Origin of the sequence: Agathobaculum sp. Marseille-P7918 (assembly GCF_964248325.1) — a bacterium.
Lineage (GTDB): Bacteria > Bacillota > Clostridia > Oscillospirales > Butyricicoccaceae > Agathobaculum.
In genome coordinates this window covers 253,596-267,878 of the sequence record NZ_CAXTXI010000002.1, presented here as the reverse complement: position 1 = coordinate 267,878, position 14,283 = coordinate 253,596, and the positions used below count along the sequence as shown (strand labels likewise).

The 14,283-nt window shown below is 57.2% G+C and carries 13 protein-coding genes and 1 riboswitch; of the genes, 8 read left to right on the top strand and 5 right to left on the bottom strand.

Going from position 1 to position 14,283, the window contains the following annotated elements:
• The first annotated feature begins 116 nt into the window (after positions 1–116).
• Positions 117–593 carry an RNA polymerase sigma factor gene (locus ACESSO_RS04700; protein WP_373163886.1) on the top strand — a complete coding sequence of 159 codons (477 nt, stop codon included), beginning with the start codon at positions 117–119 and terminating at the stop codon, positions 591–593.
• Entirely contained in the window at positions 577–1,413 is an 837-nt protein-coding gene (locus ACESSO_RS04695; protein WP_373163885.1) for a zf-HC2 domain-containing protein, read from the top strand. The genes ACESSO_RS04700 and ACESSO_RS04695 overlap by 17 nt, the downstream gene beginning before the upstream one ends.
• A 53-nt stretch (positions 1,414–1,466) precedes the next feature.
• On the opposite strand, the gene ACESSO_RS04690 is transcribed toward ACESSO_RS04695, so the two are convergent.
• Positions 1,467–2,735: a 2-hydroxyglutaryl-CoA dehydratase gene (locus ACESSO_RS04690; RefSeq protein WP_373163884.1), complete on the bottom strand. Its 1,269-nt coding sequence runs from the start codon at positions 2,733–2,735 to the stop codon at positions 1,467–1,469.
• Positions 2,710–5,673 (bottom strand): acyl-CoA dehydratase activase, encoded by a 2,964-nt coding sequence (locus ACESSO_RS04685; protein ID WP_373163883.1) that lies wholly within the window; start codon positions 5,671–5,673, stop codon positions 2,710–2,712. The genes ACESSO_RS04690 and ACESSO_RS04685 overlap by 26 nt, the downstream gene beginning before the upstream one ends.
• A gap of 237 nt (positions 5,674–5,910) precedes the next feature.
• A riboswitch (SAM riboswitch) is annotated at positions 5,911–6,014 on the top strand.
• A 78-nt stretch (positions 6,015–6,092) separates the two neighbouring features.
• Between ACESSO_RS04685 and metK the strand changes: the two genes are divergently transcribed.
• On the top strand, positions 6,093–7,277 hold the full coding sequence (gene metK / locus ACESSO_RS04680) for a methionine adenosyltransferase (RefSeq protein WP_373163882.1): 1,185 nt from the start codon (positions 6,093–6,095) through the stop codon (positions 7,275–7,277).
• A gap of 36 nt (positions 7,278–7,313) precedes the next feature.
• Complete coding sequence (locus ACESSO_RS04675; RefSeq protein ID WP_373163881.1) at positions 7,314–7,919, top strand: sugar O-acetyltransferase; 606 nt, start codon at positions 7,314–7,316, stop codon at positions 7,917–7,919.
• A 52-nt stretch (positions 7,920–7,971) separates the two neighbouring features.
• On the opposite strand, the gene ACESSO_RS04670 is transcribed toward ACESSO_RS04675, so the two are convergent.
• Positions 7,972–8,625, bottom strand: coding sequence for a hypothetical protein (locus tag ACESSO_RS04670; RefSeq protein WP_373163880.1), 654 nt, complete (start codon positions 8,623–8,625; stop codon positions 7,972–7,974).
• A complete protein-coding gene (locus ACESSO_RS04665; RefSeq protein WP_373163879.1) occupies positions 8,594–8,956 on the bottom strand; it encodes a PadR family transcriptional regulator in 363 nt (120 codons plus the stop codon). Before ACESSO_RS04665 ends, ACESSO_RS04670 begins: the two co-directional genes overlap by 32 nt.
• Positions 8,957–9,176: 220 nt before the next feature.
• On the opposite strand from ACESSO_RS04665, the gene ACESSO_RS04660 reads away from it, so the two are divergent.
• Positions 9,177–10,058 carry an aldose 1-epimerase family protein gene (locus ACESSO_RS04660; protein WP_373163878.1) on the top strand — a complete coding sequence of 294 codons (882 nt, stop codon included), beginning with the start codon at positions 9,177–9,179 and terminating at the stop codon, positions 10,056–10,058.
• 57 nt (positions 10,059–10,115) lie between these two features.
• Here the strand turns inward: ACESSO_RS04660 and ACESSO_RS04655 are convergent, their stop codons facing one another.
• Positions 10,116–10,580: a DUF2798 domain-containing protein gene (locus ACESSO_RS04655; protein ID WP_373163877.1), complete on the bottom strand. Its 465-nt coding sequence runs from the start codon at positions 10,578–10,580 to the stop codon at positions 10,116–10,118.
• A gap of 265 nt (positions 10,581–10,845) precedes the next feature.
• Here ACESSO_RS04655 and ACESSO_RS04650 point away from each other — a divergent pair, with 265 nt between their 5' ends.
• The 3 genes from ACESSO_RS04650 to ACESSO_RS04640 are packed head-to-tail and all read left to right on the top strand — an operon-like array spanning position 10,846 to position 14,275.
• Positions 10,846–13,371: a heavy metal translocating P-type ATPase gene (locus ACESSO_RS04650; protein ID WP_373163876.1), complete on the top strand. Its 2,526-nt coding sequence runs from the start codon at positions 10,846–10,848 to the stop codon at positions 13,369–13,371.
• Positions 13,368–13,634: a metal-sensing transcriptional repressor gene (locus tag ACESSO_RS04645; protein WP_373163875.1), complete on the top strand. Its 267-nt coding sequence runs from the start codon at positions 13,368–13,370 to the stop codon at positions 13,632–13,634. The genes ACESSO_RS04650 and ACESSO_RS04645 overlap by 4 nt, the downstream gene beginning before the upstream one ends.
• Entirely contained in the window at positions 13,631–14,275 is a 645-nt protein-coding gene (locus ACESSO_RS04640) for a pentapeptide repeat-containing protein (RefSeq protein ID WP_373163874.1), read from the top strand. Before ACESSO_RS04645 ends, ACESSO_RS04640 begins: the two co-directional genes overlap by 4 nt.
• Positions 14,276–14,283: the final 8 nt, after the last annotated feature.

Below are 14,283 nucleotides of genomic sequence, written 5' to 3'. Positions count from 1 at the left end.
ATCCTATGCGGCGGGTGCGCAGCGTGCTATACTGGAAAGCGGCAAAAAATTTCTCCGCCGTGCTGTAACGAACGGTGGAGTGGCTGGTCTTATCTGTGAAAAAAGGAGGTGGGCGTGTGCAGGACTTCGAGCAGGTGTACCGGACGTACTTCACCGACGTGTACCGGTATGTATTGTCGCTGTGCCGAAACGAGGGCATAGCCGAAGAGGTCACGCAGCAGGCGTTTTTCAAGGCACTGCAAGCAATCGGTGGCTTCCGGGGCGAATGCCGCCTGTATGTCTGGCTGTGCCAGATCGCCAAAAACGAGTATTACACCTGGCTGCGCAAAAACCGGGGCGGCGAACCGGCCGAGGATTGCGTCGAGAATCTGGAGCACAAATTGCTGCGCAGGGAGACGGCGTTTGCTGTTCACAAGGCGCTGCATGCGCTGCCCGAACCCTACAAAGAGGTGTTTTCGCTGCGGCTGTTCGGCGAGCTGCCGTTTGCGCAGATCGGGCAGTTGTTTGGCAAAACCGAAAGCTGGGCGCGGGTGACCTATCACCGTGCGAGACTGAAACTGAAGGAGGAATTGCAGGATGAAGCTGAGCTGTAATGTGATCCGCGACCTGCTGCCGCTCTATCGGGACGGCGTGTGTGCGGACGAGACGCGCACGCTGGTTGAAGAACATCTGGCAGGCTGCGCGTCCTGTCGCGCGGAGCTGGCGGCGCTGGACGCACCGCTTGCGCAGATGGCGGAGGAGCAGCGGGAGGTGCGTGCGCTGGACGGCGTGGCAAAAACGTGGCGGCGCGGCAAGCTGCGGGCGTTTCTAAAGGGGTGTGCGGTTACCGCGTTGCTGTGTGCCGTGCTGCTTGGCCTGTTCGCGGTTTTGGTCGGTTGGCATGGGGCGGTGCCGTATGACCTTTCGGAGATGCGAGTGTACGACCGGTGCGTGCTGCCTGACGGGCGCATCGCCTACCGGTTGGACTATCCGGGCGACCGCTACATGGAATACCGCTTTGAGGAGGGGGGAAACGGGGAGGTATACAAAATTCCCTGTCACTCGGTCACTGGACTGGGTGAGATGGACAACCGCGACTGGCAGAACGGCGACTGGCATATTTACGATTGGGAGGAGGAAAATGTCGCCCGCGTGCGGGACGGCGCGCAGACGACGACTGCCTATTACTGGGGCGAAGGAGACGATGCTGTGCTGATCTGGCAGCAGGGCATGGATTTGCCCCGTGCGACCGACGCACAGCTGGTCGAGATCGCCGCCGCGCGCTTCGGCATGACGGATACGCGCCGCTCACCCGCTGCGAAGGCGGCAGCGGCCGCGGGCGTTGCCGTGACAGACTACCCGACTCCTGACGAATTGCAAGACTATATCCCGTATTACCTCGACGCCAATTACCCCGGTTGGCGGACGGAGTGACCCCGCGTGCGCAGCAACAAAAAGCCGGAACCCAAGGGTTCCGGTTTTTTGCGTCACTCTGCGCTCGACAGCATCAGCTTGATGCGGTTTTCCTGATTGATCTTGGATGCGCCGGGGTCATAGTCGACCGCGACGATGTTCGCCTGCGGGTAGACCTCGCGGATGCGGCGGATCATGCCCTTGCCCGCGATATGATTGGGCAGGCAGCCGAACGGCTGGGTGCAGACGATGTTGGTTACGCCTTCGCTGATGAGTTCGACCATTTCAGCCGGCAACAGCCAGCCTTCGCCCATCTTAACACCCTCGCCGATGATGGCGTGCGACTTTTTGCGCACCTCGTCAAACGGCATCGGGGGACGGAAGTTGCCGTCCTTTTTCATAATTTTAATGATATCCGCCTGTTTGCCAAGCAGGAACTGATAGACGAACTTGTAAATGGCGGCGCGCTTGGCCGAGCGGCCGTACAGATTATGGTCGATAACCGAGTTGTAGATGGAATACAGGCAGAAGTCGGTCAGACCGGGCAGCACAGGCTCGCAGCCTTCCGAAAGCAGGAACTCCTCCAGACGGTTGTTGCCGAGCGGGGAGAACTTGACGTAAATCTCGCCCACAATGCCGACCATTTTCTTTTTCTGCGTCTTGTCCAGACGCAGTTTGCCGAAAGCGGTCAGCACATACTGGTACAGGTGCTTGACCTCGCTGTAGCGCACCATACGGTCGCCCGTAAAGCGCGCAGTAACCGCGTTCATACAGATTTCGATGGCCTTTTCGGTCGAGCCGGGTACGACTTCATACGGACGGCACTGGTTGGCTACCAGCATAATCAAATCGCCGATGAGCAGCGCGTAAGCAATCTGGATGAGCATGGTCTTGGTCAGCTTGAAGCCGGGGTTGGCATCCTCTTCCAGACCGGCAAAGTTGAGCGAAATGACCGGGATAAAGCCATATCCGTTCTTTTCCAGCGCCTTGCGCATCAGATGGATGTAGTTGGAAGCGCGGCAGCCGCCGCCGGTCTGCGGCAGGATGAGCGCAATTTTGTGGATGTCGTATTTGCCGGACTCAATGGCATCCAGCAGCTGGCCGATGACCAGCAGCGCAGGATAGCAGGTGTCGTTGTGCACGTTGCGCAGGCCCTGTTCCGCGATGTTCGGCCCGAACGTGTTGAGCAGTTCCATGTTATAGCCGAAGTTCTTCATCAGGCGGCACATCAGGCCGAGCTGCACCGGCAGCATATTGGGTACCAGAATGGTATAATCCTTGCGCATTTCCTCTGTGAACTGCGCGTATTGATAGGTTTTAGGCGTCGTGTTGTTGTTTTGCAAGTTTTCTGCCCTCCTCTACGGCGGCCAGCATACTGCGGATGCGGATTTTTGCCGCGCCGAGATTGCTGATCTCGTCAATCTTGAGCTGTGTATAGAGTTTGCCGCCATTTTCGCAAATGGCACGCATTTCGTCGGTGGTGATGGCGTCGATGCCGCAGCCAAAGGACACCAGCTGAATCAGCTGCGCGTTTTCTTTTTTGGTGACGTATTTCGCCGCGCCGTACATGCGCGAATGATAGGTCCACTGGTTAAGCACATGTACCTGCGGCGCTTCGGTCAGCTGCCAGACTGCGTCCTCAGACACGATGACCAGTCCGAACGAGGCGATCAGCTGGTCGATGCCGTGGTTAATCTCCGGGTCGACATGGTACGGACGGCCCGCGATGACCGCAATATCCAGTCCGTGCGTGTCGGCATAAGCGATGGCCTTCTGGCCCTCTGCGCGGATTTGCGCGTAATAGTCGGCCAGCTCCTGATAAGCAGCCTTTGAAGCGGCTTCCACCTGCTTTTTCTTCAGCTGCGGGTACTTGCCGCAGAAATATTTTGCCGCGTGCTGGGTAAACCGCTTGGGGTCAGCCAGCTCAAAATACGGCATCATAAAGTCAAAATCGGAAAGCGCTGCGACGTTCGCCTTCAAAAGCTCGGGATAGTACGCCACGACCGGGCAGTTATAGCAGTTGGTCGCGCGGCCCTCGTCCAGATTGTAGGTCATGCACGGATAGAAAATCGCGTCCACGCCCTTTTCCAGCAGGTTTTCGATATGGCCGTGCATCAGCTTGGCCGGGTAGCATACCGTGTCCGACGGGATAGAGTGCTGTCCCTTCATGTACATGTCGCGGGTGGACACGTCACTCAGCACGGTTTCAAAACCGAGCGAACGCAGGAAAGTCGTCCAGAACGGCAGCAGCTCGTAATAGTTCAGGCCGAACGGCAGGCCAATCGTGGCGAGCGGCGCAGGATTGCCGGACGGTTCGCCGTAGCTGCGAAGTTTATCCAGCTTCCATTTATAAAGGTTGGGCAGCTCAGTCTTTTTCACGCCGCCGAGCGGACGCTCACAGCGGTTGCCTGAGATGAAACGGCGGCCGCCGCCGAAGTCGTTGATGGTCAGGCTGCAGTGGTTTTCGCACAGACCACAGCGCGCTGTGCGCACGGTGTGCTCGAAACCGGCGAGCACGTCTGTCCCAATGAGCGAGGTCTGTTCCGGACGGTTGTCCTTGGCGTGCAGCGCTGCGCCGTAAGCACCCATCAGGCCGGCAATTGCCGGACGGGTCACGTCGCGGCCGATTTCCTGCTCGAACGAGCGCAGAATGGCATCATTGAGGAAGGTGCCGCCCTGCACGACGATGTGCTGGCCGAGGTCATCCGGCGAGTGCGCGCGGATAACCTTATACAGTGCGTTCTTGACGACCGAAACCGACAGGCCGGCCGAAATCGCGTCGATACCTGCGCCGTCCTTCTGAGCCTGCTTGACCGAGGAGTTCATGAATACCGTGCAGCGCGAGCCGAGGTCGATCGGATGCTGGGCAAACAGGCCGAGCTTGCAGAATTCCTCGATAGAGTAGCCCATCGAGCGGGCAAAGGTCTCGATGAACGAGCCGCAGCCCGACGAGCAGGCCTCGTTGAGCGAGATGTTATCGATGCACTTGTTGCGGATCTTGAAGCACTTGATGTCCTGTCCGCCGATGTCGATGATGAAATCGACATCCGGGCAGAAGTGGCGTGCCGCGCGGAAGTGCGCGACCGTTTCTACCAGTCCGAAGTCCACGCCGAAAGCATTCTGAATGAGCGCTTCACCATAGCCCGTGACCGCGCTGGAAACGATATGTACGCGGTCCCCGCACAGCTTATACAGCTGGGTGAGCTGCTCACGGATAACGTCCGCCGGGTTGCCCTTATTAGATTGGTAGTGATGGTACAGAATTTGATGGTCCTCACCAATCAGCACCAGCTTGGTCGTGGTCGAGCCGCAGTCGATGCCGAGATAAGCGTCCCCTTCGTACATCGTGACGTTTTGCGTCATGACATCGTGCACGCCGTGGCGGTGTTTGAATTCCTCGTACTGCGCTTCGTTTTCAAACAGTGGCGGAAGATAGTTTGCCACCACCGGTGCGCCGGCCGCATGCTCAAGCGCGTCGAGCAGTGACGAGACGGTATAGGTTTTCTGTGTGTCGCCCGCGTACTCCGCCGCGCCTGCGGCAATTGCGTAGGGGGCGAGGTCGGGGAAGTGCGCATGCGCATCGTCCAGACCGAGCGTTTCCTGAAAACGGTGCTGCAAGCCCTTAAAGAAGAACAGCGGCCCGCCCAGGAACAGCACGTCGCCTTTGATTTCGCGGCCCTGCGCCAGACCTGCGACCGTCTGGTTGACGACCGCCTGGAAGATGGACGCGGCAACGTCCTCTTTACGCGCGCCTTCATTTAACAGCGGCTGGACATCCGACTTGGCGAACACGCCGCAGCGGGACGCGATGGTGTAGATGCGCTCCGCGCCCTGCGCGAGCTGATCCAGTTCAGCCGGGGTTACGTCCAGCAGCACGGCCATCTGGTCGATGAACGCGCCGGTACCGCCCGCGCACGAGCCGTTCATGCGCTCCTCCAGCTGGCCGGACAGGAACACAATCTTGGCGTCCTCACCGCCCAGCTCGATGACCACATCCGCCTGCGGCACATGCACGCCAACCGCTTTGCGTGTGGCAAAAACCTCCTGCACAAAGTCGATGTCGGCAGCTTTGGCGACGCCCAGGCCTGCCGAGCCAGTGATGGCGCAGCGCAGCGTGGTGTCTTCTCCGATCAGCGCGCGCGCATTTCGCACCAGCTCAACCGCTTTTTCGCGTACCTTGGAAAAGTGGCGCTCATAGTGCTTGTGGATGATCTCTCCATCGCGCACAACGACGATTTTAACCGTTGTTGAGCCGATATCGATTCCTACATTTACGTTCATATATCCTTATTCTCTCCCGTGATAAAAACAATGCGTCCGTAGGACGCATGGTGAATGCGAATAAGAATATGCCGCAAAGCCGCGCAAACTGAACGACGGCAGGGCACATTCTTACTTATTTAATATAACGGGGTACAAAGAAAATGTCAATCCGCATACAATATCCGAATTTACTGAAATTTTCGCTTGACAAATATTCTGTTTTTATATAAAATAAACCGCGTAAGTAAATATACGACCTTATCCAGAGCGGTGGAGGGAACGGCCCAATGAAACCCGGCAACCTGCGCAAAACCATGCGTAAGGTGCCAAATCCGGCGTAGGAAGACGAAAGATGAGGGGGCAAAACGGCTTTTTCGCTCCCTGACGGGAGCGTTTTTTGTTGTGTCCCGACGTACCAGAAAGGAAGGAATTATATCATGGCACATCATTTTTTCACCTCGGAATCCGTAACGGAGGGACATCCGGACAAGATCTGTGACCAGATCTCGGATGCGATCCTTAACGAAATCTTAACGAATGATCCGTATGCGCGCGTTGCCTGCGAAACCACCTGCACCACTGGCATGGTACAGGTGATGGGCGAAATCTCGACCACCTGCTATGTGGACATCCCCAAGGTTGTGCGCGATACCATTCGGGAAATCGGTTATGACCGCGCCAAGTACGGCTTTGACTGCGACACCTGCGCGGTGCTGACCGCAATCGATGAGCAGTCCGCCGATATCGCGTTGGGCGTAGACAACTCGCTTGAGCGCAAGGAAGGCGCGTCAGACGCCGACCTCGCCATCGGTGCGGGCGATCAGGGCATGATGTTCGGCTATGCGTGTGACGAAACACCCGAACTGATGCCGCTGCCCATCTCTCTGGCACACAAGCTGGCAAAGCGCCTGACCGAGGTGCGTAAGAACGGCATGTTTGATTATCTGCGCCCGGACGGCAAGAGCCAGGTGACGATTGAGTATGATGATGACAATCTGCCGGTGCGTGTGGACACGGTTGTGCTGTCCACCCAGCACAGCCCGGAGGTTTCGCTTCAGCAGATTCGCAAGGATATGATTGAGCAGGTTGTCAAGGCGGTCATTCCGTCCCATTTGCTCGACGAGAACACCAAGTATTTCATCAACCCGACCGGCCGCTTTGTTATCGGCGGTCCGCAGGGCGATTCGGGTCTGACCGGCCGTAAGATTATCGTCGATACCTACGGCGGCATCGGCCGTCACGGCGGCGGCGCGTTCTCGGGCAAGGACCCGACCAAGGTGGATCGCTCGGCGGCGTATGCGGCGCGCTGGGTGGCTAAGAATATCGTTGCGGCCGGACTGGCCAAGCGCTGTGAGCTTCAGCTGGCCTATGCCATCGGTGTAGCCGAGCCGGTTTCCATCATGGTCGAGACTTTCGGCACCGGCACTGTGGACGAAGGTAAGCTGGCCGAAGCAGTGCGCAAGGTATTTGACCTGCGTCCGGCGGCAATTATCGAAACGCTTGACCTGCGCAAGCCGATTTATAAGCAGCTTGCCGCTTACGGCCATATGGGCCGTGAGGAGCTGGGCGTTAAGTGGGAGAATACCGACAAGGTAGAGGAACTCAAGGCCGCGCTCGCGTAAGCGCACGGTAAAGGAACTGGCGGGAGGCGGCAAAGAATGACGGAGGAAGAAAAAATCTTTGCGGGCAGGCTGTTTGACGCGCGCACCAAGGAACTGCGCGACATCAAGCATAAGGCGCACATCCTGTGTCAGAAATTCAATGCGATGGACGAATACGACCCCGCGCGACTGCCCATTGTGCGTGAGTTTATCGGGCAGATCGGTGAGAAATACTATTTTCAGGGGCCGATCCAGTTCAATTATGGCTTTCATACCTTTATCGGAGAGAATTTCTTCTGCAATTTCAATTTGACCGTCATGGATGATGCACGCATCTTTATCGGGGATAACGTGATGTTCGGCCCGAATGTGTCGCTCATGGCGACCGACCATCCGCTCATTGCGTCCGAGCGCACCAGCATGCGCTATCCGGACGGGCATGTCTCGATGTCCGAGTTTGCCAAGGACATCCACATCGGGAATAACGTCTGGATTGCAGCGAATGTTGTGGTGCTCGGCGGTGTGAACATTGGAGACGGTGCGGTTATCGGCGCGGGCAGTGTGGTGACGCGGGACATCCCTGCGGGATACCTTGCGGTCGGCGTGCCATGCCGTCCGCTGCGGCCAATTACTGAAGCGGACTCTAAGATGGAACTGCTTTGAACGAAAAACATAGAAAAGTCCTGCCGGAATCCCGGCAGGACTTTTTTGCAGTTTAGTCGGTTTGGCGGTCGATCCAGCAGTGCAGCAGCAATAGCATGGTGAGCACTGCCACCGCCGCCGGGAAATTGACAGAAAAGACGGTGGTACGCAGAAACGCACTGGCAATGAGATAAAGCAAAAACCAAGGCAAAAACAGCAAGCGGACTTTCATACTGCTGCTGTAAAGCTGTGTCAACGGACTGCGAGAAAAGTAACGGGTAAGCAGGGAAAGAGTTATCATAATCAACACGACAAGTGCTGCGCCGACCAGATTGCCCGTGGTAACAGGCATCATTGGCCAGCTTTGCTGTAGCTGCCCAATGATAGGAATCAGCCAGTATGCAATGAGAAAGTAGGCGGTCAACAATACGCCGCGCAGGCCGTATAGACACTGTTCCTGGCGGGTCAGCGGCGGCACTTCTGCGATCACGCTGTCGCAGAAGGCACGGTAATCTGCGCCGATGACAGCTTCTGCCGTTTGCCCGTGGGCTTCTGCGTCGAGCAGCATTTGTACGATATCGCGGCGAATGCTTTCCTGATAATAAGTGTTGATAGGGGCGGTACGGATGTAAACAGTGATTTGTTGGAAGATACGTTCGGTGGGATGGGAAAGAAGGCTTGCAGAGCGTTCGTTTTCATCTCTGAGCAGTAGGGTTTGCTTGGTCATGGTAATCGCCTCCTGTATCAGCCAGAAGTTTATCAACCGCTTGTGTCAGCTCGCGGTAGCTTGCGAGAAAATTCTGCAATTCCACGCGGCCTTTGTCGGTCAGCGCGTAGTATTTGCGCTTGGGACCCACCTCGGAGGCGCGGTATTCCGCCTGCGCCAGCCCGTTTTTCTCCAGCCGCAGCAGCAGCGGATAAATCGTACCCTCGGCAATCTGGCCGAAGCCATAGTCGGAAAGCTGTTCGGTGATCTCGTAGCCGTAGGTTGGCGCGCGGCTGAGCACGGCAAGAATACAGCCCTCAAGTGTGCCTTTGAGCAGTTGTGATGGTATCACACCGGCCGCCCTCCCTTTCCTTGGTGTTTTGCTTTGCAAGGTACTGACTATATTGTAATGCAATATAGCGCGCATTGTCAATGCATGCGGATAAATCCGGCGAAACTGCCAAATGCAGACGGTGAAATCCGGCGGAAATGCTAAAAAACAGGCGGCGGATTGACTTTGCAGGTGAAAAAAGCTATGCTTAAATCAGAGTAAAAAGGGAGGCGGATACACAATGCAGGTATTGGAAAACGAGCTTTTCCGGGTGGAGATCAATCCGTTTGGGGCGGAATTGAGCAGTTTTAAGAGTAAAAAAACCGGCACGGAATATGTCTGGCAGGCCGATCCTGCCGTGTGGAAACGGCATGCGCCGATTCTGTTCCCGATTGTTGGGCGGCTCAAGGATAAAACCTATACGGTGGGCGGCACGCCCTATGAAATCACCCAGCACGGCTTCGGTCGTGATTTGGAATGGCAGATCGGTGCTGTAGGCAATGAGTACGTGGAATTTGTGCTGGAAGCAAACGATTTCACCAAGAAAATGTATCCGTGGGATTTTGTCTGCACGGTGCGCTATACGCTGACAGGCGCAACTCTGAAAAAAGAACATGTCGTGTTTAACCGCAGCGATACCGATATGTATTACGAAGTCGGCGGGCACGATGCATACACACTCTGCTGGCAGCCGAATGAGTCGATTGAGGACTATTTTGTGGCGTTTGAGGGTACGACGGTGCTGCATCCGATCCTGACGGATGAAAACGTGATGCTCAGCCGCGCGCACGGTGATCTGCTGCTCAAAGACGGCTATTTGCCTATCACGCGCGAGACGTTCCGCAATGATGCAATCATTATGGACGATCTTCCGGTGCGCCGTGCGACCATTGGCAGTACGTGCAACGACCGAACCGTAACCATGGACTTTGCGGACTTTCCGTATTTTGCGCTGTGGAGCGCGTATAAGGATTTTGACGTGCCTTATGTCTGCTTGGAGCCGTGGAGCACGCTGCCGGATGGCGGTTATCTTGACCACGCAATCGAAAACAAGGTTGGCGTGCGCATGCTGCGTCCGGGACAGGAGGAATGTCTGTCCTTCTCGACCACTATTCACGAATAAGCAAATAGAAAGCAAAAGCCGCACGAAACTCGTGCGGCTTTTGCATGTATAGGGCGGTTAATCGGGAAAAATGCGGCGGAAAATCAGGCGCACCAGCGGTCCGGCCACGAAGAATTGCAGCAGCAGCGCTATCGGGAAGTTGAGCACGGTGGTCTGCACCCAGATAGCGATAAACTCGCTTTGCAGAAGGCCGCCCTTGAAAAAGAGACAGGCAAAAAAGCTCATGCACGGGCACATCAGCCATACCGACATCGCGGAGATTGCCAGCATGATGGCGGTCGGTGGGACAGTGCGTGGGTCGACCAGACGGAATGCCAGCTTTTGTGCCAGCCGGCCGACAAAAATCAGCTCCAGCAGTACCGCGACCGGCCACATGATGGGAAACTCGTGAAACGCTGCGCCAAAGACCTCGTTGCGGCACCCGCCGATGTTGAGGGCAACATTGTAGCAGATCATGCCGTATACCATCACGGCGGCCATCAGCAGGGTAAAGACAATATCTTGTTTTTTGTTCTTGGGCATTTGGGTTTTCTCCTTTTTATTCTGTTGCAGTGCAGCGGAACAAAAAAAGGACGCAGTGTAAACTTTCGTTTCACTGCGTCCTTGCGAACCGCTTCAACTACCATTAATTGTGTTTATTTTACCGTTTTTAAGCGGATTTGTCAAGAGAAGCGGAAAAAACAGCATCTTTCACAGAGGGTTGACAAAATAAAGTGCGTGGGGTATACTAACTGTGCAACAGACCCCCTCCCCGGGGGAGGGGTGAGAGATAAAAGGAGATCCTGATATGAAACAACGATTTCGCGTCGGCGGGATGAGTTGCGCGGCGTGCTCTGCACATGTGGAAAAAAGCGTTTCCGCTGTGCCGGGTGTGCGCGAAGTGCAGGTCAATCTGCTGGCAGGCAGCATGACGGTGGAGTATGATGAGAGTGCATGCGGCGACGAACAGATCATCCGCGCGGTTGAAGAGGGCGGCTACACTGCCGCTGTGGACGGCGGCACGCGCGCGGCGGCGCCTGCAAAGGATGCCGCGCCCGAGGATGCGCTGCATGAAATGAAAACTCGCATCCTTGTCTCCGCGGTGTTCCTCATTATTCTGATGTATTTTTCCATGGGACCGATGTTGGGTCTGCCGATGCCCGGTTTTGTCAGCGGCGAGGCGCATGCGTTTGCGCTGGCACTGGTGCAGCTGCTGCTGACGCTGCCCATCCTGCTGGTCAATCGCAAATATTTTATCAACGGTTTCCGCACGATATGGCATCGCGCGCCCACGATGGACGCGCTGATTGCGGTCGGCTCGGGTGCATCCGTGGTGTACGGTGTGTACGCGCTGTTTCAGATTGGTTATGCGGGCGCTGCGGGCGACATGGCGCGCGTGCATGAGTATGCGCATGACCTGTACTTTGAGTCCGCGGGTATGATCCTGACGCTTGTCACACTCGGCAAGTTCTTTGAAGCGCGCGCCAAGCGCAAGACCGGCGAGGCCATTGCCGCTCTGATGGATTTGCGGCCGCAGACCGCATCGGTTATACGCGGTGAGCAGGAGGTTACCGTACCGATTGAAGAGGTGCGCGTGGGCGATTACGTTATCGTGCGCGCAGGGCAGTCTGTGCCGGTAGACGGCCAGATTGTAGAGGGGCATGCCTATCTCGATGAGAGCGCCATCACAGGCGAGTCCATGCCGGTGGAAAAGAACAAGGGTGACATGGTGATTGGCGCAACCGTGACGAAAAACGGTTATTTTGCGATGAAAGCGTCCCGCGTGGGCGATGATACAACGCTCAGCCAGATCATCCGGCTGGTCGAGGAGGCGGGCGCATCCAAGGCGCCGATTGCCAAGCTCGCGGATAAGGTCGCAGGCGTATTTGTGCCGGTTGTCATGCTGATTGCGCTGGTGACTGCGATCATCTGGCTGGTGGTCGGGGAGACCCCGAGCTTTGCATTGACTCGTGCGATAGCGGTTCTGGTGATTTCCTGCCCGTGTGCGCTGGGACTGGCAACGCCGGTTGCCATCATGGTCGGTACGGGCGTGGGTGCGAAAAACGGCGTGCTGTTCCAGTCGGCTGAGGCACTGGAAAACCTGCATAACGTGGACTGCGTCGTGCTGGACAAGACCGGTACCGTGACCGAGGGCCGTCCGGTCGTCACCGATATCAAATCCTTCGGTGTGGAGCCGGAAGATTTGCTGTCGCTGGCGCTGTCCCTTGAGGTGCACAGCGATCATCCGCTTGCGGATGCAATCGTGCGCTATGCGCGCGCCAAGCATGTCAAGGAGCGCAAAACCGATTCGTTTGAAATGATTGAAGGACAGGGCGTGCGCGCGGTAATCGACGGTGTGCGCTGCATGGCCGGCAACCGCCGTATGCTGTTGGCAAACGGCCTTGCGCTGTCGCGCTCGGCGCAGCAGATGGGCGAAAACCTTGCTGCCGCGGGCAAAACACCGCTGTACTTTGCGGCTAACCGGCAGGTGGTCGGCATCTTTGCGGTAGCGGATGTGCTCAAGCCGAGCAGCCGCGCCGCGGTCGATACGCTGCAAAAGCTGGGTGTGCAGGTGACGCTGCTGACCGGCGACAATCAGGCGACGGCGCAATCCATTGCCGCAGAACTGGGCGTGCAGGATGTGGTGGCCGAGGTTCTGCCGCAGGACAAGGAGCGTGTGGTGCGCGAAAAGCAGGAGCAGGGCCGCAAGGTGGCCATGATTGGCGACGGTATCAACGACGCGCCCGCGCTGGCGCGTGCGGATGTGGGCATCGCCATCGGTGCAGGCACAGATGTGGCGATTGCGTCGGCGGACGTGGTGCTGATGAAGAGCGATTTGATGGATGCAGTCGACGCGATACGGCTGTCACGGCAGACCATGCGTAACATCCGTCAGAACCTGTTCTGGGCATTTTTCTATAACTGCATTGGCATCCCGATTGCGGCGGGCGTGCTGTGGCTGCCGCTGGGACTGAAACTCAGCCCGATGATCGGCGCGGCTGCGATGAGTCTGAGCTCGGTTTGTGTGGTTTCCAACGCATTGCGTTTGAAGTTTTTCAAGGCCTCTCCCAAGCCGGAGAGCAGCCAGTGTGTAATACTGCCGAAGGAGGAAGAAAAGCAAATGGAAAAGACCAAGGTAATTCAGATCGAAGGCATGATGTGTGAGCATTGCGTGGCGCATGTCAAAAAGGCGCTGGAGGCATTTGACGGTGTGAGTGCGCAGGTGGATTTGCAAAACGGCACCGCGACGGTTCAAAGCAACACCCTGCCGGATGACGCCAAGCTGACCGAGGCGGTCGAGCAGGCGGGGTATAAGGTGGTCGGCCTGAAATGAGGGCGGACCGGAAAAAGGTCGAGCCGCTGCTGCGTACCGCACGCGGTCAGCTCGACGGGGTGCTCAAGATGATTGAGGACGACCGTTACTGCATGGAAATTGTCACGCAGCTGCAGGCGGTTGAGTCGCTCGTGCACAAGGCGCAGCGCGAGGTGCTGCGCGGGCACTTAGCAGGCTGTGTGCAGGATGCGTTTGAAACGGGCGACGAGCAGGCCCGCGAAGGCAAGATCGACGAGATCATCAAGCTGCTCGATAAAGCATGAGCGCGCATTTGCCCGCGTCGTTGGAATCTGTACAGGACGCGGATATACTGCTGGCCCGTGCCGCGCATGACGAGCAAACGGTGGAAAATGTATGCATCCGCGGGGCAGACTTATCTGGCACATGGTATGAAGGACTGCGGCTGCGCGGTGTGCGGCTGGAGGGCTGCCGTCTGACCGGCTGCCGCTGGGAGCGCGCGGATTTTGCAGACGTGGTGCTCGACGACTGCGAGCTTTCAGGCAGCGGATGGCGGGATGCGTTTTTTGAACGGGTGGAGCTAATCGGCTGCAAGGCTGTTGGGGCGGATTTCGCTGAGACTGGCTGGCGCGAGGTGGATGTGCGGGACTGCCGCCTGTCCGATGCGGTGGTTGATCGGACGCGGCTGCGCCGGGTAGCGTTTTTGAGCAGCGACCTGACAGGCGCATCATTCTGCGATTGCCAGTGGAAGGACTGGACACTGACGCGCACTGTGCTGCGGTCCGCGCGCTTACTGCATACGTCACTGGCGGGGCTGGACTTGACCGACTGCGTGCTGGACGGCATCGCGGTATCTGACACAAATGCCGAACTGCGTGGCGCGATCGTGACGATGGAGCAGGCGGCTATGCTTGCAAAACGGCTGGGAATCGTTATCAAGGCATAACAAAAGAG

Bases quoted from the DNA above. Each gene is read 5' to 3' on its own strand.
- ACESSO_RS04655 (WP_373163877.1), bottom strand. From the start codon at position 10,580: ATGCCCAAGAACAAAAAACAAGATATTGTCTTTACCCTGCTGATGGCC.
- ACESSO_RS04645 (WP_373163875.1), top strand. From the start codon at position 13,368: ATGAGGGCGGACCGGAAAAAGGTCGAGCCGCTGCTGCGTACCGCACGC.
- ACESSO_RS04640 (WP_373163874.1), top strand. From the start codon at position 13,631: ATGAGCGCGCATTTGCCCGCGTCGTTGGAATCTGTACAGGACGCGGAT.
- ACESSO_RS04650 (WP_373163876.1), top strand. From the start codon at position 10,846: ATGAAACAACGATTTCGCGTCGGCGGGATGAGTTGCGCGGCGTGCTCT.
- ACESSO_RS04660 (WP_373163878.1), top strand. From the start codon at position 9,177: ATGCAGGTATTGGAAAACGAGCTTTTCCGGGTGGAGATCAATCCGTTT.
- ACESSO_RS04685 (WP_373163883.1), bottom strand. From the start codon at position 5,673: ATGAACGTAAATGTAGGAATCGATATCGGCTCAACAACGGTTAAAATC.
- ACESSO_RS04675 (WP_373163881.1), top strand. From the start codon at position 7,314: ATGACGGAGGAAGAAAAAATCTTTGCGGGCAGGCTGTTTGACGCGCGC.
- ACESSO_RS04695 (WP_373163885.1), top strand. From the start codon at position 577: ATGAAGCTGAGCTGTAATGTGATCCGCGACCTGCTGCCGCTCTATCGG.
- metK (WP_373163882.1), top strand. From the start codon at position 6,093: ATGGCACATCATTTTTTCACCTCGGAATCCGTAACGGAGGGACATCCG.
- ACESSO_RS04670 (WP_373163880.1), bottom strand. From the start codon at position 8,625: ATGACCAAGCAAACCCTACTGCTCAGAGATGAAAACGAACGCTCTGCA.